Origin of the sequence: Stenotrophomonas sp. CCNWLW162, from assembly GCF_037203745.1 — a bacterium.
GTDB classification, from domain to species: domain Bacteria; phylum Pseudomonadota; class Gammaproteobacteria; order Xanthomonadales; family Xanthomonadaceae; genus Stenotrophomonas; species Stenotrophomonas maltophilia_AQ.
In genome coordinates, this window is the sequence record NZ_JBBCBL010000002.1 from 93,160 (window position 1) to 109,716 (window position 16,557).

At 67.3% G+C, this 16,557-nt stretch carries 14 protein-coding genes; 8 read left to right on the forward strand and 6 right to left on the reverse strand.

Features of this window, described 5'->3' with window-relative positions; genetic code table 11:
* Positions 1 to 250 precede the first annotated feature (250 nt).
* The 4 genes from V9K93_RS05455 to V9K93_RS05470 are packed head-to-tail and all read right to left on the reverse strand — an operon-like array spanning position 251 to position 4,087.
* On the reverse strand, positions 251 to 901 hold the full coding sequence (locus tag V9K93_RS05455) for a response regulator (protein ID WP_337302179.1): 651 nt from the start codon (positions 899 to 901) through the stop codon (positions 251 to 253).
* 60 nt (positions 902 to 961) lie between these two features.
* Complete coding sequence (locus V9K93_RS05460) at positions 962 to 2,017, reverse strand: ABC transporter substrate-binding protein (protein WP_046987162.1); 1,056 nt, start codon at positions 2,015 to 2,017, stop codon at positions 962 to 964.
* On the reverse strand, positions 2,014 to 3,405 hold the full coding sequence (locus V9K93_RS05465) for a sensor histidine kinase (RefSeq protein WP_046987161.1): 1,392 nt from the start codon (positions 3,403 to 3,405) through the stop codon (positions 2,014 to 2,016). The genes V9K93_RS05460 and V9K93_RS05465 overlap by 4 nt, the downstream gene beginning before the upstream one ends.
* Positions 3,398 to 4,087 carry a response regulator transcription factor gene (locus V9K93_RS05470; RefSeq protein WP_046987160.1) on the reverse strand — a complete coding sequence of 230 codons (690 nt, stop codon included), beginning with the start codon at positions 4,085 to 4,087 and terminating at the stop codon, positions 3,398 to 3,400. Before V9K93_RS05470 ends, V9K93_RS05465 begins: the two co-directional genes overlap by 8 nt.
* A 245-nt stretch (positions 4,088 to 4,332) precedes the next feature.
* On the opposite strand from V9K93_RS05470, the gene V9K93_RS05475 reads away from it, so the two are divergent.
* The 5 genes from V9K93_RS05475 (at position 4,333) to V9K93_RS05495 (ending at position 10,756) form a co-directional block, all read left to right on the forward strand.
* Positions 4,333 to 5,472, forward strand: coding sequence for an OprO/OprP family phosphate-selective porin (locus V9K93_RS05475; protein WP_046987165.1), 1,140 nt, complete (start codon positions 4,333 to 4,335; stop codon positions 5,470 to 5,472).
* A 75-nt stretch (positions 5,473 to 5,547) separates the two neighbouring features.
* Complete coding sequence (locus V9K93_RS05480) at positions 5,548 to 6,876, forward strand: CitMHS family transporter (RefSeq protein ID WP_046987164.1); 1,329 nt, start codon at positions 5,548 to 5,550, stop codon at positions 6,874 to 6,876.
* A gap of 24 nt (positions 6,877 to 6,900) precedes the next feature.
* Complete coding sequence (phbB, locus tag V9K93_RS05485; RefSeq protein WP_012481221.1) at positions 6,901 to 7,641, forward strand: acetoacetyl-CoA reductase; 741 nt, start codon at positions 6,901 to 6,903, stop codon at positions 7,639 to 7,641.
* 149 nt (positions 7,642 to 7,790) lie between these two features.
* Positions 7,791 to 8,327 carry a hypothetical protein gene (locus V9K93_RS05490; RefSeq protein ID WP_337302180.1) on the forward strand — a complete coding sequence of 179 codons (537 nt, stop codon included), beginning with the start codon at positions 7,791 to 7,793 and terminating at the stop codon, positions 8,325 to 8,327.
* Positions 8,328 to 8,461: 134 nt separating this feature from the next.
* A complete protein-coding gene (locus tag V9K93_RS05495; RefSeq protein WP_046987158.1) occupies positions 8,462 to 10,756 on the forward strand; it encodes a TonB-dependent receptor in 2,295 nt (764 codons plus the stop codon).
* Positions 10,757 to 11,194: 438 nt separating this feature from the next.
* Here V9K93_RS05495 and V9K93_RS05500 read toward each other — a convergent pair whose 3' ends face one another.
* Both V9K93_RS05500 and rsgA read right to left on the reverse strand, forming a co-directional pair.
* Positions 11,195 to 12,448, reverse strand: a complete 1,254-nt coding sequence (locus V9K93_RS05500; protein WP_136639609.1) for a flavohemoglobin expression-modulating QEGLA motif protein — start codon at positions 12,446 to 12,448, stop codon at positions 11,195 to 11,197.
* A 210-nt stretch (positions 12,449 to 12,658) separates the two neighbouring features.
* Positions 12,659 to 13,768 (reverse strand): ribosome small subunit-dependent GTPase A, encoded by a 1,110-nt coding sequence (gene rsgA / locus V9K93_RS05505; protein ID WP_426355188.1) that lies wholly within the window; start codon positions 13,766 to 13,768, stop codon positions 12,659 to 12,661.
* Between the two features lie 114 nt (positions 13,769 to 13,882).
* Here rsgA and V9K93_RS05510 point away from each other — a divergent pair, with 114 nt between their 5' ends.
* Genes V9K93_RS05510 through V9K93_RS05520 form a run of 3 tightly spaced genes read left to right on the forward strand, consistent with a single transcriptional unit; the run spans position 13,883 to position 16,499 of the window.
* Positions 13,883 to 15,157: a pyridoxal phosphate-dependent aminotransferase gene (locus V9K93_RS05510; RefSeq protein ID WP_046983015.1), complete on the forward strand. Its 1,275-nt coding sequence runs from the start codon at positions 13,883 to 13,885 to the stop codon at positions 15,155 to 15,157.
* 3 nt (positions 15,158 to 15,160) lie between these two features.
* Entirely contained in the window at positions 15,161 to 15,778 is a 618-nt protein-coding gene (locus V9K93_RS05515; RefSeq protein WP_046983012.1) for an SGNH/GDSL hydrolase family protein, read from the forward strand.
* A 4-nt stretch (positions 15,779 to 15,782) separates the two neighbouring features.
* Positions 15,783 to 16,499 (forward strand): methyltransferase domain-containing protein, encoded by a 717-nt coding sequence (locus tag V9K93_RS05520; protein WP_295381536.1) that lies wholly within the window; start codon positions 15,783 to 15,785, stop codon positions 16,497 to 16,499.
* Positions 16,500 to 16,557: the final 58 nt, after the last annotated feature.

Consider the following 16,557-nt stretch of genomic DNA (forward strand, 5'->3'; position numbering starts at 1 on the left):
GAGAAAGCGCAGCGCGCGACCCGCTTTTGATCTTCTTTTTCTTCTCCGTGGGTGGGAGAACACCATGAACTGTCAGCGGCCGGGTGGGTGGGTAGTGCGGGGTGTCCGCGGCATGGATGCCGCGGCCAAGCCCCCATGGATGGGTTTACGGCGTCCCCGCACTACCCACCCACCCGGCCAGCCCTCAGCAATCCGGCTCTCGGTGACCAACCAGGCACCACCCACGAGGGGCTGCGCCGTTGGTTGGAAACTACAACCCGGTGCCGGCGTCGCCCTCAGGCTCCAGCGCCTTCACCAGCACTGCGGCCTGCGTGCGGCTGTGGCATTCGAGCTTCTTCAGGATCGCGGTGACATGCACCTTCACCGTGTTTTCCGCCAGACCCAGCGTGTAAGCAATCTGCTTGTTGAGCAGGCCATCGGCCAGGCACAGCAGCACGCGGAACTGCTGCGGGGTCAGCTGCGCCAGGCGGCTGGCCAGCAGCGCATCGGCCTCCGAACGCTCGGCGGCCATCGCCGGGAACCACAGGCCCCCATCAAGCACGGCCTGCACCGCCTCGCCGATGGTCTCGGCCGGCGCCGACTTCGGGATGAAACCGGCGGCACCGAACTGCTGGGCGCGACGGATCACACGCGGGTGGTCGTTGGACGAGAGGATGACCACCGGTATGTCCGGATGCGAGCCGCGCACGTGCAGCAGCGCGGAAAAACCGTGTGCGCCGGGCATGGTCAGGTCGAGTAGCACCAGGTCCACATCCGGGTGCGCGTCGAGTGCCTCAGCCAGCGCTTCGGCGCTGGCAACCTCGCGCACCTGCACCAGCGGCAGGCTCTGCCGCAATGACTGCACCACCGCCGAACGCAGCAGCGGGTGGTCATCGGCGATCAGGATGGTGTATTCGCTCATGCGGCCATTGTACGGGCAGCCAACGGCCTCCGCCGGGCATGGCCCGGCGCCATCAGGGCATCAGCGCCCCGCCGGCTCCACGCTGCTGCGCCACGCATCGAGGAACTGGCGCCGCTTGAGCGCGTCCAGGTACACCAGCAGGCCGGGACCGAGCTGGATCGGGCGGCGGCTGCGGCCGGGTGCATTCGCGCCGCGTGCACTGCCGGTGACGATCGGCATCAGCCGCGCCTCGCGCGACAGCACCTGCTGGCCGCGTGGCGACAGCAGGTAATCGAGGAAGCGCCGCGCTTCTTCCGGGTGCGGACCCGTGCGCGGAATCACTGCGGTACGCAGCACCACCAGCGTGTAGTCCTCGGGTTCGACGATGGCCAGCGGCGCGCCGGCATCGACACGTGCCTGCGCGTAGGAGCCGAGCACGTTGTAGACCAGCGACAGCTGACCGCTGGCCAGCTGGTCCAGCAGCACGCCGGTGCGCTCTTCGCGCACCACGTCGTTGTCACCGAGCGCACCCAGCAATGCACCGGCGATGCTGCCACGCTGCGCGTCCTGGGTCGCCAGCAGGTAACCGACACTGCTGCGCTCGATGTCATAGGTGCCGACCTTTCCGCGCAGCGGCGCGCCCTCCGCGCGCAGCCGGTCCAGCAGCTGACGCCGGGTGTGCGGCACCTTCGCTGCAGGCAGCGCTCGGGTGTTGTAGACCATGACCACCGGCTCGTAGCTGATCCCGAACGCCTCGTTGCGCCACTGCGCCCAGGCCGGCAGCGCAGCGGTCTGCGCCGAACGGTGCGGCAGTGCATGGCCGTCGTTGACGAGCTTGGTCTGCAGATCCATGCCGCTGGAGATCAGCAGGTCCGGCGATGCAGGTCCGGCGCGGTCATGCAGGTAACGCGCGTACAGGTCCTGGGTGATGATGTCCTCGTACACCACTTCGGTGCCGGGATGCAGGCGCTGGTAGTCGGCGATGACCACCGCGAACACTTCGATGTCGGTGGTGCCGTGGATGCGCAGCTGCGCAGCCGCCTTTCCCTGCGCAGGGAAGCGGCGCACGTCGCCCGGCGCGGCCAGCACCGGCACGGCCAGCAGCAGGGCAACGGCAGCGGCGAACAGGCGGATCATGAACTGCTCCGGGGCAGGCGGATGGTAGCGATCAAGCCGCCCTGCGGACGGTTGCTGAGGTCGATGCGGCCGCCGTGGCTGTCGACCACGCGCTTGACGATGGCGAGGCCGAGGCCAGCACCGCCGGACGGCGCACCTTCGCCACGGGCAAAACGTTCAAAGACGCGCTCTGCGTCTGCTGCGGCAATCCCGGTACCGTGGTCGGCAATGGTCAGCACCGCCTGCCCACCTTCCACGGTCAGTGCGATCTGCAAGGGGCCATCGCCACCGTACTTCAGGGCGTTGTCGACCAGGTTCTTGATCGCCTCGCGCAGCAGCAGTGCATCGCCATGCACCTGCACCGGCTCGGCGGTCATCGCCAGTTGCACGCGCGGCGCCGGGCCGGCCTGCGGCAGCGCTTCATGCAGGGCCTGGTGCACGGTCTCGGCCAGGTCCACCGTCGCAAAGCGCTGCAGGTGCGAACGATGGATCACGCTGGCATCGCTGAGCAGCTGGTTGAGCAACCGGCTCATATGGGTGGCGTTGCGCTCGATCGCCTGCAGGCTGCGGCGCATGTCTTCCGGGTCGTCGTCGTCCAGCGCCAGCTGCGCCTGCGCACGCAGCGCGGCCAAGGGCGTGCGCATCTGGTGCGCGGCCTCGGCCATGAACGCACGCAGGGTTTCATTGCTGCTGGACAGGCGCTCCATGAAGCGGTTCAAGGCGGCCACCATCTGGTCCATCTCACGCGGCACGCGCGCATCCAGCGGTTTCAGGTCGGACGGCTCGCGGCGCGACAGCTCGCGTTCCACCCGCACCAGCGGCCGGAACGCGCGGTGCACGCCAAAGGCCACCAGCGCCAGCAGCAGGCCGGACAGCACACCGATCGCCAGCAACGCTCGATTGACCAGGTCCTGCGCCACCGCTTCGCGGGCGCGCCGGGTCTGGCCGACCTGGACCTGCACCTCGCCCTGCGCCGAGGCGGCCGCGAAACTGCGGCCGACCACCACGAAGCGCACGGTCTCGCCGCTGTAGGCGGCATCGAACAACTGCGGTTGCGTGCCGGGCCGGCGCGGCGGCTCCGGCAGGTCGCCATAGCCGGTGATCAGGTTGCCGCGGCTGTCGGCGACCCGATAGAACACGCGATCCTCCGGCGCCATCGCCAGCAGGTCCAGCGCCGCATAAGGCAGGTCGACCTGCCATTGGCCGTCGACCAGGGCCACCGAATCGGCGATGGACAGCGCCGAGGACACCAGCAGGTGATCATAGGATCGGTTGGCGGCGCGCTGGCCGTAATCGCGTGCGGCGAAGAGCAGGGCCACCGCGAACACCGCCAGCAGCACGCCGAGGTAGAGCAGCAGGGTGCGCCGCAACGAACCCGGCGCCGCAGTCGCAGCACGTGCGTCAGCCATCGGCGTCGGCATGGGTATCACTGGCTTCCAGCAGGTAGCCGACACCGCGCACCGTAGTGATGCGCAACGGCGCAGCGGCCAGTTTTTTTCTCAGGCGACCGATGTACAGCTCGATCGCATTCGGACCGGCCTCGTCATCGAAGCCGAACAGGCCATTGCCGATTTCGTCCTTGCCGACCACCTGGCCGAGGCGGCCGACCAGAATCTCCAGCAACCGGTACTCGCGGTTGGGCAGTTCGATCGGTTCGCCGTCGAGACTGACGCGGTGCGCGGCATTGTCGAACTGGAACCCCCCGATCTGCACCACCTCACTGGCCTGGCCACGCGCGCGGCGCAGCAGCACGCGGCAGCGCGCTTCGAACTCGCGGAAATCGAATGGCTTGCCCAGGTAATCGTCGGCACCGACATCCAGCGCCTGCACGCGATCTTCGATGCCATCGCGTGCGGTCAGCATCAGCACCGGTGTGCTGTCACCACGCTCGCGCATGCCTGCGAGCACCCGCAGCCCATCCAGTTTCGGCAGGCCGATATCCAGCACCACCAGATCAAAACTCTGGTAGCGCAGCACGCTGGCGGCGGCCAGGCCATCGGCCTGCCAGTCCACGGCGTGCCCACTGCGGCGCATGCGGCGGATGATGGCATCGGCCAGATCCTGATTGTCTTCGACCAGCAGCAGGCGCATGGGCACGGGGGTGGGAGGGGAAACGAATGCTACCGCGTGGAGCGGGATGGCGTCCGCCGGGCATGGCCCGGCGAGCGCAGCGGCAACGATCCTCGCTGCACCGCACAAATCGCTGACAGGACGATGACAGCTTGCCCGACCCAGACTGCGGCCGCGCACCGTCCGGTGCCCACGATTGCCGCGCGCCTGGCGTGCACCTGGGAGGGTTTGTGGAATTCACGTTTGCCTGGCGGCGCCCTGCCGCCATGATGGCTATGGCTGCCCTGTCGGCGCCGGCCTTCGCTGCCGAAGACGACCGTCCGGTCACCGCCAGCCTGGGCGGCCGCCTGCACCTGGACTTCGCCACCTTCGACAACGACAACCGCGGTACGCCGAACAAGGACGACACCGAGATCCGCCGCGCCTGGGTTGACGTTTCCGGCAAGTTCTTCGTGGTCGACTACAAGCTGGAAGCCGACTTCTCCGGCGACCGTGTCGAGGCCAAAGACGTCTACCTGAGCCGCAGCTTCGGTGATGCCGGCCGCCTCACCGTGGGCCAGTTCAAGCAGTATTTCTCGCTGGACGACCGCACCGGTTCCAACTATGGCAGCTTCCTGGAGCGCGGCAACGCCGGCACCACGCTGGCCCCGCTGTACCGCCTGGGTGCGTCGTGGCAGGCCAATCCGGGTGACTTCACCTGGGCGGCCAGCATCTACAGCCTGGAAAGCATCGACGCCTGGCAGGTGAAGGGCCGCGCCGCCGGTGGCCGCATCACCTGGGCCCCCGCGCCCAGCGAGGGCGACGTGCTGCACCTGGGCCTGTCGCTGGCCCGCGAGGCCTACGACAACCCCGGCGCCAACGGCACTCCAGGCCTGAGCATCCGCCCGCGCCCGGCCGGCCATCTGTCCGATGAAAGCCGCCTGACCCTGGTCAACTTCTCCGCCGGCCGCGATACCGACGTCAACAAGTGGTCGCTGGAATACGCGCAGGTGCGCGGCCCGCTGTCCTGGCAGGGCGAATTCAGCGGCGCCACCTTCGATGACGGTGCCCAGCGCGGTGACGTGATGGCCGCCTACGGCATGCTCAGCTGGTTTGTCACCGGCGAGAGCCGCGCCTACGACCGCAAGACCGGCCGCTTCGCGCGGGTGAAGGATATCCGCCACAAGGCCGGTGCCTTCGAGCTGGCATTGCGCTACGACCAGATGTGGGGCGCGCAGCACCTGGACGGTGCGCCGGACCTGCGCCGCGGCAGCACCGAAGCCTGGACGCTGGGTGGCAACTGGTACCTGCGCGACAACCTGCGCTTCATGCTCAACGTCATCGAAAGCCGCAACCGCGACCGCCTGGCCGGGGTCACGGTGGACCGCACGCGCGCGGTCACCGGCCGCCTGCAGTACGACTTCTAAGCCCGCAATCCCGGGCATGCCGCCCGGGCCCCTTCCACTCCCCCACGTCCTGTTTTCGCAAGGAGTCCGCAGATGATGCTGAGCATCCTCGGCTTTGGCATGGTCATTACGTTCATGTACTTGATCATGAGCAAACGCCTGTCGCCGCTCGTCGCCCTGATCACCATCCCCATCCTGTTCGCGCTGATCGGTGGCTTCGGCGCCGGCCTCGACGAGATGATGCTGGAGGGCATCAAGAAGATCGCGCCGACCGGCGTGATGCTGATGTTCGCCATCCTCTACTTCGGCGTGATGATCGATGCGGGCCTGTTCGATCCGCTGGTGCGGATCATCCTGCGCTTCGTCAAGGGCGATCCGATGAAGATCGTGCTCGGCACCGCCGTGCTGGCGATGCTGATCTCGCTCGATGGTGATGGCTCCACCACCTACATGATCACCGTCTCGGCAATGCTGCCGCTGTACCAGCGGCTGGGCATGAACGCGCTGAACATGACCTGCGTGACCATCCTCGCCGGCGGGGTGATGAACCTGACGCCGTGGGGTGGCCCGACCGCACGCGCGGCCACTGCACTGCACGTGGACCCGGCCGATGTGTTCGTGCCGCTGATCCCGTCGATGGTGATCGCCTGCGCCGGCGTGCTGCTGCTGGCCTGGTACCTGGGCCTGAAGGAACGCCGCCGGCTGGGTGTGGTGACCCTGCCCAAGGGTGGCAGCTGGATGGACAACAGCGTGTCCGACGACAGCAATGCGCTGCCGACGGTGGAAGACGCCGAGGACATCAAGCGTCCGAAGCTGCTGTGGGTGAACCTGGCCCTGACCGTGGCACTGATGACCGCGCTGATCATCGGCATCCTGCCGATGCCGGTCCTGTTCATGGTCGGTTTCGCCATCGCCCTGGTGATCAACTACCCGAACCTGGCCGAGCAGCGCCGCCGCGTCGTCAACCATGCCGGCAACGTGCTGTCGGTGGTGTCGCTGATCTTCGCCGCAGGCATCTTCACCGGCATCCTCAACAACACCGGCATGGTCGAAGCGATGTCGCACAGCTTCCTGGCCGTCATTCCGGAATCGTGGGGCCCGTACCTGGCGGTGATCACCGCCGTGGCATCGATGCCGTTCACGTTCTTCATGTCCAACGACGCGTTCTACTTCGGCGTGCTGCCGATCCTGTCCGAGGCCGCCGGCAACTACGGCATCACCCCGGTGGAAATGGCGCGCGCCTCGCTGGCCGGCCAGCCGGTGCACCTGCTCAGCCCGCTGGTGCCGTCCACCTACCTGCTGGTAGGCCTGGCCAAAGTCGAATTCGCCGACCACCAGAAGTTCACCCTGAAGTGGGCCATCGCCATCTCGATGCTGCTGATGGTCGGCAGCCTGCTGTTCGGCCTGTACCCGCTCGCCGCCTGACCTCTTACCAAGGAGCCTTCTGCAATGACGCTTCGAATCGCTTACGTCACCAGCGGCATGGGCAGTGTCGGTACTGCCATCTGCCAGAGCCTGGCCCGCAGCGGCCACACCGTGGTTGCCGGTTGCGCGCCGAACTCGCCGCGCAAGGCCAACTGGCTGCGCGAGCAGCGCGAACAGGGCTTCGACTTCATCGCCTCCGAAGGCAACGCTACCGACTGGGCCTCGACCAGCGCCGCGTTCGCCAAGGTGCGCGCCGAAGTCGGTGAAGTGGACGTGCTGGTCAACAACTCCGGTGGCAGCCGCGACCTGCTGTTCCGGCAGATGACGGTGGAGGACTGGAATGCGGTGATCGCCTCCAACCTCAACTCGCTGTTCAACCTGACCAAGCAGGTGGTCGACGGCATGGCCACGCGGGGCTGGGGCCGCATCATCAACATCGGTTCGGTCAGCGCCCACAAGGGCCAGATCGGCCAGGTGAACTACGCCACCGCCAAGGCCGCGATGCATGGCTTCAGCCGTGCGCTGGCCGCGGAAGTGGCCTCGCGCGGGGTCACCGTCAACACCTTGTCGCCGGGTTACATCGCCAGCCAGGCCATCAGCAGTTTCCCGCCAGATGTGCTGGACCGGCTGGCCGCCTCGGTGCCAGTGCGCCGCCTGGGCCGTCCGGAAGAAGTGGCCGGCCTGTGTGCGTGGCTGGCCTCGGATGAAGCCTCGTACGTGACCGGCGCCGATTATCCGGTCAACGGTGGCCTGTACATGGGGTAAGCCCTCGTCCACGCAGTACGTGGACCGCCTCCCCCACGGAGTGCGCGGGGCCGGAGAACCTTCGCTTGCGGGGGTGATCCGGCCCCTTTTTTCTTGCCTGTACCCGGTGCGTGCTATACCGGCAGCATCCGTGAACCGGAAGTTCACCCATGCAGCGTCTGTGGTGGGGAAACCTTGCGATCCTGCTGCCTGCACTGTGTGCGGCGGCCGCACCCGACCAGCTGCCGATGGCTGACGACGTGCAGGCAGATCGTCTGCTCGAACTGACCCGCAGCTGGGGCAAACCGTTGCCCCGCGCGGCGCGTCTGGAAGACCTTCGCGCCATGCTGCCAGCGACAATGGCCATCATCGAAACACCTTATGCATTGCCGGGCATCACGCTGCCACCGGTGGCCCTGTCCCCACCGCTCCAGATCACCGGCGGCATGGTCCTGCTGCAGGCCGATCGCCAGCACGTGCACTCCGTGCGCCTGGATGTCGGGGGCGCATGCGTGACGCGTCGGCAGATCGTCCAGCGCCAGGTCGCGCCAGCGCGCGTGCTTCCTCCTTCAGGCCACGCCCCGGAACAGGCATTGACGTTGAGCTACCCATCCCCGGATCGATGGGTGAGCTACCTTTTTCCCGGATTGCATCACGCGTGCGTCGCGCAGGTGATCCTCAAACCGGCAGATGCACCGCCGCCGTGACAGGAATGTTGCAGGTTGCACACCACCCTGCACCGTTCGTTGGTTTTCCGTAAAGAAGGTTTCATGTTCCGTTCGCATAGTGGCCATGCACCGCGCATCCGTGCCGGTGACCACCCCCAATGCAACGGACCACCATGCAGACCCGACACCTGACGATCGCCGTGGCGATCGCGCTCTCCGCCGCCAGCGCCCATGCCGCCACCGCCGCCGATACCGGCGCCAGCACCGATGCCGCGCTGAACGCGCAGACGCTGGATACTGTCTCCGTGATCGGCCAGGGCGAGACCCGCCAGGTGCAGCGCATCACCACGGTGGACAAGCAGGTGCTGCCGCCGGGCACCAGCGGCCAGAAGATCCTCGACCGCCTGCCAGGCGTGTCGGTGCAGTCCAACGATGCCTTCGGTGCCAACGAGGAGTCGCAGACCATCAGCCTGCGCGGCTTCGACAAGAGTCGCCTCGGCTACACGCTGGACGGCATCCCGCTGGGTGACAACAGCTACGGCAACTACAACGGCCTGAGCATTGCCCGCGCGATCATCGCCGAGAACCTGGCCGGCGCAGAGCTGTCGCAGGGCATCGGTTCGCTGGGCGTGGCCTCGACCAGCAACCTGGGTGGCACCATCCAGTACTTCTCGATGGACCCGTCGACCGAATTCGGTGGCCGCGCCAGCGTCACCGTTGGCGACAACAGCCAGCGCCGCGGCTACCTGCGCGTGGACACCGGCGACATCAACGGCTTCTCGGCCTACGTCTCCGGCGTACACCAGGACCAGGATATGTGGGCCGCGCCGTACCAGAACCAGACCACCCGCCAGTTCAATGCCAAGGCGGTGTGGAACGTGGGCGACCATCGTTTCGGTGCGTTCGTCGCGACCTCGCGCGCCAGCCAGGCCAACTACGCCTACCTGTCCAAGGACATGCTGGCGCGCGGCTTGGGCTATGACTGGAACATCTACGCGCCGGACTGGGAGCGCGCCGTCGCCGCCGCATACTGCGCACCGGGCACGCTGGACCGCAGCAAGTGCAAGTTCAGTGGTGGCGTCAACAGCATCGACGATGCGTACTACCAGAGCCGCGCACTGCGCGACGACAACCTCTATTCGGTCGATGCCGACCTGCGCCTCGGTGAGCAGGGCCGCCTCAAGCTGCTGGCCTACCACCATGACAACCGTGGCCAGGGCCACTGGTGGGCACCGGGCCAGCCGTCCTACCCGGGAACCGACAAGATGCTGCCGATCTCGATCCGCAGCACCAACTACACGATCAACCGCGACGGCCTGACTGCCGCGCTGTCGTGGACGGTGGGCATCCACGAGCTGGAAGCCGGCCTGTGGTACGAGCAGAACGACCATAACGTCTCGCGCAACTTCTACTACATCAGCGGTCCGTTCCTGGACGACCTGTACCTGAAAAACCCGGACCGCCTGCTGTTCAACCAGGACTTCGACATCCGCACGCGCCAGTTCTACGTGCAGGACCGCATGCGCTTCCTCGACCAGCGCCTGACCGTGGACGTCGGCATCAAGAGCCCGAACACCCGCATGCGCGCCACCGCCAACCCGGGGGTGGAAACCAGCATCGCCTCGGGCACGCTGACTGCCAAGGAATCGGTGCTGCCGCAGCTGGGCCTGGGCTTCAAGCTCAACGCCAACAACGAGCTGTTCGCCTCGTATGCCGAGAACATCGCTGCCTTCGTCGGCGGTGGCAGCGGCGGCCCGCTGCAGGTGTCGCCGGAATCGTTCGCGGCCAGCGCCGGCCTGGAGCCGGAGAAGTCGAAGAGCCTGGAAGCCGGTTTCCGTACTTTCGGTGAGAAGTACCAGGCGTCGATCGCGGCCTACAACGTGAAGTTCGACAACCGCCTGCTGTCGCTGAACCCGTGCTCAAGCATCGAAGTCGGCACGCGCCCGGAGTGCGTGACCCGTTTCATCAACGTCGGTTCGGTAAAGAGCCACGGCGCGGAGCTGACCTTCATACTCAAGCCGATCGACGGCCTGCAGTGGTACAACGCGCTGTCCTGGAACAAGACCACCTACGAGGACGACTACCTGTCCGGCGGCGCGGTGGTGCCGGTGGCCGGCAAGATCACCGTGGATACGCCACAGCGCATGGCCTCCAGTGAAATCAGCTGGAACCGCGATGGCTTCTTTGCCAGCCTGCGTGCCAAGTACACAGGCAAGCGTTACTACACCTACACCAACGACCAGTCGGTGCCGGGCGTGACCACCTTCGACGCCGGTGCGGGCTACGACTTCGGCCCGGGCATGGGCCTGCGCAACGTGCGGGTGTCGTTGAACGCGACCAACCTGACCAACAAGCGCTATGCCGGCCAGCTGAGCTCGTTCGCACCGACCGATCCCAAGGGCACGCGTTATGCGATTCATGCGAGCGCACCGCGGCAGCTGTTCATGACGGTGGCGGCGGAGTTCTAAGTCAGAAGCAGGCGCTGCGGCGCGTTGATTGTTCCTGCATGGCGTGGGTAGGCAGGCCCATGCAGGACACGCCGTAAACCCATCCATGGGGGCTCGATCGGCGCATCCATGCGCCTCACGGTCCTGCATGGGCCTGCCTACCCACGCTGGACAGTTCCCCGCGCCGGCGCGGAGACAATTGAAAGCAAATGCAAAAGCAAAGAGCCGGGCAATGCCCGGCTCTTTGCTTTTCAAGCTTTTCAAACGCAATCCCTCTGGTGGATTGCTGGCCGTCTCGCGGGAAATCGTCTGGAGCGGGGGGCTTGCGCTGGCCAGGACCGTCCACGGCATGGATGCCGTGGCCGAGCCTACAGGGACGTACTTGCGGCGTGTCCTGGCCAGCGCAAGCCCCCCGCTCTCTCCGATATCAATCAAGACGCCACAAGTCGCCAACGCATTTCATTCCGGCGCCAGCTGGTCCATCCGTATCCGGTTGGCGAACAGCGAGAACGCCAGCATGCCGGCCAGGCCGTTGGCGCGACTCACCCAGTGCGGCAGCCAACGCGGCGGCTTCAATACACCGGACTCGAACAACGGCGCGAACGCAATCGCATCGGTCAGGCTCATCTTGCCGGCGAACAGCCATCGGCAGACCTGCAGGCGATCCTCGGCCAGCATGTGGCGGAAGAAGGTATGCACCGACACCAGCCCGCGCAGGTACACCGTGTCCTTGGTGAAGGCCAGGCCGCCACTCGGCGGCACACCGCGGAACACCCGCTGCGCCGAGGCGAAGCTCTCTTCCGGGTTCTGCCCGGCATCGCAGAAGTAGCGGAACACCTCGATGAAGTCCGCACCTTCGCGCGCCATCGCGATTGCCTCGGTACGCAGGCTGATGCGCTTGAGGCGCTCGATGTCGATGCTGCCGGTGATCTGTTCAGCGAACGTCGCCAGCCCTTCCTGGGTGGCGGTCACCCGTGGCGAGGACAGTGCCAGGCTCGGCAGCACAGGCTGCTCACGGCCGTTCAAGGCGGTCAGCGAATGCACCAGCGCTTCGTGGTGGAACAACTGCGCGCGGTCGTAGGCGCTGAAGCGCGCACTGGTGCGCAGGCGGATGCGGGTCGGGCCGGCGGCGGCCTTGGACACCAGCTCCGGATCGAGCTGCACCTGGATGATGCGCGACTCGAAGAACGCGTCCAGATCGTTCTGCAGCTGCAGTTGCAGGGCAATGGCCGAAACCGGCACCTGCTCTTCCGGCGCCAGCAGTTCGTGATCGAGTTCGGCAGCAATCTGGATGAAGTGACGCGCCGCTTCGCGCGTGCTTGGGCCATTGCCCGGCAGCGGCTGCTCGGGGGCGCCGAACAGCTGCACCGAGCAGGTATCGACCGCAGCCGTGCCCAACCCTTCCAGAAGCTGTGCGGCCAGGTCCCAGCTCTGCGCCGACTGCCGCACGTAGTGACCCAGCGGATGGCTGTCATCGCAGTCGGCGGCAATCGCGGCCAGCGCGCGGCGCTCTTCGCTGAAGTTGAGCCGAGGGTAATCCACCTTCGGCAGCACCGGCTGGCCACGCGCCACGCTGTCCAGGAACGGTGCCTGCAGCGTTGCCGGCCAGCTGGTCAGGCCCAGCAGGCGGATGCCTCCCACGGCCTCGACCAGGCGCGCATCGAGCGCTGCATGGTGGGCCACGTCACGGTCCAGCGTCGCGGTCGGTTCCATGCGCGGACTATAGCGCCCTGCCCTTGCTTTGGTAGGTGCCAACCTTGGTTGGCATCCGCCGAAGGCGGGCTTCGGACAGATTCGTGCCAACCAACGTTGGCACCTACCAGGAGCGGGCAGTTGGCATCCACCCGAAGCAGGCAGAGGCGGGTTTCATTGCAGGGGTCAGAGCCCATTGCCGCGCGATGGGATCCGACCCCGCAGTACCGATCAACGCCTACGCGGCTTGCCGGCCGGGCGGAACTGCTGCCCCTTGCCCTTCCTGCCACCCCGCTCCTGCGCGGTCTCGGCCTGGCGAACGGCCAGCTTGGCCGCGGCGGCGGCCACTTCTTCCTTCAGCTTGAAGTAGTTCAGCAGCCGGCTTTCTTCAATCTCGCCCGCGTCGATCGCCGCACGCACCGCACAACCCGGTTCCTGCTGATGCATGCAGTCGTTGAAGCGGCACTGCGCCGCCAACGCTTCGATATCGGCGAAACCGCCTTCGGCCAGCGTCTCTTCACCGGTTGGCTTCAGTTCGCGCATGCCGGGGGTGTCGATCAGACAGGCGCCCATCGGCAGCGGCATCAGCGCGCGATGGGTGGTGGTATGGCGGCCACGCGAGTCATTGGCGCGCACCGCATTGGTCTTCATCCGCTGCTCGCCCAGCAGGGTGTTGGTCAGCGTCGACTTGCCGGCACCGGATGATCCCACCAGCACCACGGTGCGGCCCGGGCCCAGCCATGGTTCCAGCACCGCCACGCTGTCGGCATCCAGGCCGTTGATCGCATGCAGGGCGATGCCCTGCATCTCCAGCTCTTCCAGCACCGCCAGCGCATCCTCGCTGTATTCGGTCTGGTCGGCCTTGGTCAGCACCACCACCGGCTCGGCACCGCCACCGCCGACCAGCAGCAGGTAGCGCTCGATGCGGCGCGGATTGAAGTCGGCATCCAGGCCACAGACGATGAACACCGTATCGATGTTGGCCGCGATCACTTGCTGGTGGTAATGCTCGCCGGCCGCGCCACGCTTGATCGCGGTACGCCGCGGCAGCAGGGCAACGATGCGGATGCCATCCAGCAGCACCCAGTCGCCCACCGCCGGCCGTTCGTGGCTGGGGAAGCGCGGGCGCTGCCATTCCGGCAGCGATTCGGCCTTGATCGCCGCATCCGGGCCATCGGCCACGACATAGTGCGTTCGATGCTGTTCGATCACCCGCGCCGGGCGGGCCTGCGGGTGGGCGGCCATCACAGCCTGCCACTCGGCCTGCTGCGCCGGGCCCGGCCAGGGCCAGCCGATGGTCTGCAGGGCGGTAAAATCGGGAGTCTGGGTCATCGCCGCCATTCTACCTGTGCCAGTGCCCCGCCAGCCCAACAACGGCAAGCCCTGGGGCCTTGCCATGCGCTGCAGCAATTCCGCTACCATGGAATCCCCATGCCATTCGACGGCCCACCGCCCATGTCCACCCCCTCGCCCAAGCCCCTGGTCATCCGCGAGCGCCTCTCCGAAGTGCGCTATGAAATCCGCGGAGAACTGGCTCGACGAGCGCGGGAGCTGGAGGCGCAGGGCCGCAAGCTGATCAAGCTCAACATCGGCAACCCCGGTGCGTTCGGCTTCCGTGCACCGGAACACCTGCAGCGCGCGATCGCCGATGACATGGGCCGCACCGATCCCTATACCCACCAGCAGGGCCTGCCGGAAGCGCGTGAAGCCATTGCCGCGGCCTACGCCCGTCGCGGTGCGCCCGATGCACACCCGGATCGCGTCTTCGTCGGTAACGGCGTCAGCGAGCTGATCGACCTGTCGCTGCGGGCGTTGCTCAACCCGGGCGACGAAGTGCTGGTGCCCTCGCCGGACTATCCGCTGTGGTCGGCCTCGACCATCCTCAATGACGGCCGCCCGGTGTATTACCGCTGTGCGCCGGAGAACGGCTTCCAGCCGGACCCGAGCGAAATCGAGACGCTGGTGTCCTCGCGCACCCGCGCCATCGTGCTGATCAACCCGAACAATCCCAGCGGCGCCAGCTACCCGCGCGAGCTGCTGGAACGCGTGGTCGAGATCGCGCGCCGCCACAACCTGCTGCTGCTGGTCGACGAGATCTACGACCAGATCCTGTACGACGACGCGGTCTTCCAGCCGGTCGCGCCGCTGGCCGGCGACCACCCGTGCCTGACCTTCAGTGGCCTTAGCAAGGTGCACCGCGCCTGCGGCTGGCGCGTGGGCTGGGCCCACCTCAGCGGCGACGATGCGCGCCTGGGTGACTTCCGCGCCGCACTGGACCTGCTGGGCGCGCTGCGCCTGTGCGCCAACGTGCCGGGCCAGTACGCCATCGATGCTGCGGTGAATGGCCCGGATACCATCTCCGGACTGTGCACCCCGGGTGGCCGCCTGTATGAAACCCGCCGCGCGGTGATCGAGGCCTGCGAAGCCAGCGAGCACCTGTCGCTGGTCGCGCCGGCCGGTGCGCTGTACGCGTTCCCGGCCGTGGTCGGTGCCGCAGCCAAGGGCTTCGACGACCATGATTTCGCGCTGGACCTGATGAACAACGAAGGCGTGCTGGTGGTGCCGGGCTCCAGCTTCAACGTGCCCTACCGCCATCATTTCCGCGTGACCCTGCTGCCGGAAGCCTCGGTGATGCGCGATGTGTTCGCCCGCATCGACCGCGTGCTGGCCCGCCGTGCCGAGGACGCGACCAAGGTCGTGCCGCTGAAGCCACGCCGCTCGGTGGCCTGAGCCGTGGCGCTGTCCTACCTTGCGCTGGGCGATTCGTACACGATCGGTGAAGCGGTGGCGGTCGAAGGCCGCTGGCCGCACCAGCTGGCCGCCGCCCTGCGCGCGCAGGGCGTGGACCTGGCCGAGCCACAGACCATCGCCACCACCGGCTGGACCACCGATGAGCTCGACGCCGGCATCGACGCAGCCGCGCCGCAGGGCCCGTTCGATTTCGTCAGCCTGCTGATCGGCGTCAACAACCAGTACCGCGGCCGACCGCTGGACGAGTACCGCCTGCAGTTCCAGGCGCTGCTGCAGCGGGCAATCGGCTTTGCTGCCGGCCGCGCCGAACGTGTGCTGGTGCTGTCCTTCCCGGATTGGGGCACCACCCCGTTCGGTGCTGGCAGTGGCCGTGACCTGGCCGCGGTCGAGATCGAGACCGACGAGTTCAATGCGGCCGCTGAGGTGATCAGCACCCGGCTGGGCGTGGCCTTCGTCGATATCACCGACATCAGCCGCGACCGCGGCACCGATCCGGCGATGATCGCCGAGGACGGCCTGCACCCCTCGGCGCGGATGTATGCGCTGTGGAGCGAGCGGGCACTGCCGGTGGCCGCGCACCTGCTTGGCGGCACGGACTGAAGCGATGGACGGCATGCCACGGACTGGCACGCCGCTGCCCTGCACTCCTCTGACGAGCGCGCAGTCTCGCTTGATCGCCGAGGCATTCCGTCCAGCGCAGGCCTGGGGCAACCGCCGCGACTACTACTACGCCCGCAGCAAACTCGGCAGCGACCCCCTGTACGACGGCGTGTTGCAGCACCTGCCTGACGACGGGCAGCCGCTACTGGACCTGGGCTGCGGACTGGGCCTGTTGGCCCACGTGCTGCGCCAGCGTGGCGGTACCCAACGCTACCTGGGCGTAGACGTGGATGCCGCCAAGATCACGCGCGCCCGGCGCGCTGCCGTCGATCTGCACGATGTGCACTTCGATTGTCTGGACCTGCAGGCGCCGCTGCCGGCACGGGCCGGGCACGTATTGCTGCTGGATGTGCTGCAGTACCTGGACGCGGGTCCGCAACAGGCGCTGCTGCGCGCGGCCAGTGCGCGGGTGGCCCCCGGTGGCCGCCTGCTGCTGCGGACGCCGCTGGCCACCGGCGATGGCCGCGACCGCACCACCCGGGTGGCCGACCGGTTGGCCTGGCTGGTTGGCTGGATGGGCACGCGACCGTGCCACTACCCCGATCCAAAGGTGCTGCAGGCGACGCTGACCGAAGCCGGATTGCAGGTGACGGCCCCCCGGCCGCTGCACGGGCGTACCCCCTTCAACAGCTGGCTGCTGGTGGCGCACCGCATCCGCTAGCGCCGCGCCATGCCCGGCGGATTCCATCCATGCCGCTGCGCTCGCCGGGCGTGGCCCG

What these genes read in the sequence shown, in the direction of transcription:
- V9K93_RS05475 (WP_046987165.1), top strand. Translation starts at nt 4,333, where the DNA reads ATGATGGCTATGGCTGCCCTGTCGGCGCCGGCCTTCGCTGCCGAAGAC.
- phbB (WP_012481221.1), top strand. Translation starts at nt 6,901, where the DNA reads ATGACGCTTCGAATCGCTTACGTCACCAGCGGCATGGGCAGTGTCGGT.
- V9K93_RS05500 (WP_136639609.1), bottom strand. Translation starts at nt 12,448, where the DNA reads ATGGAACCGACCGCGACGCTGGACCGTGACGTGGCCCACCATGCAGCG.
- V9K93_RS05455 (WP_337302179.1), bottom strand. Translation starts at nt 901, where the DNA reads ATGAGCGAATACACCATCCTGATCGCCGATGACCACCCGCTGCTGCGT.
- V9K93_RS05510 (WP_046983015.1), top strand. Translation starts at nt 13,883, where the DNA reads ATGTCCACCCCCTCGCCCAAGCCCCTGGTCATCCGCGAGCGCCTCTCC.
- rsgA (WP_426355188.1), bottom strand. Translation starts at nt 13,768, where the DNA reads ATGGCGGCGATGACCCAGACTCCCGATTTTACCGCCCTGCAGACCATC.
- V9K93_RS05465 (WP_046987161.1), bottom strand. Translation starts at nt 3,405, where the DNA reads ATGGCTGACGCACGTGCTGCGACTGCGGCGCCGGGTTCGTTGCGGCGC.
- V9K93_RS05480 (WP_046987164.1), top strand. Translation starts at nt 5,548, where the DNA reads ATGCTGAGCATCCTCGGCTTTGGCATGGTCATTACGTTCATGTACTTG.
- V9K93_RS05520 (WP_295381536.1), top strand. Translation starts at nt 15,783, where the DNA reads ATGGACGGCATGCCACGGACTGGCACGCCGCTGCCCTGCACTCCTCTG.
- V9K93_RS05490 (WP_337302180.1), top strand. Translation starts at nt 7,791, where the DNA reads ATGCAGCGTCTGTGGTGGGGAAACCTTGCGATCCTGCTGCCTGCACTG.
- V9K93_RS05470 (WP_046987160.1), bottom strand. Translation starts at nt 4,087, where the DNA reads ATGCGCCTGCTGCTGGTCGAAGACAATCAGGATCTGGCCGATGCCATC.
- V9K93_RS05495 (WP_046987158.1), top strand. Translation starts at nt 8,462, where the DNA reads ATGCAGACCCGACACCTGACGATCGCCGTGGCGATCGCGCTCTCCGCC.
- V9K93_RS05460 (WP_046987162.1), bottom strand. Translation starts at nt 2,017, where the DNA reads ATGATCCGCCTGTTCGCCGCTGCCGTTGCCCTGCTGCTGGCCGTGCCG.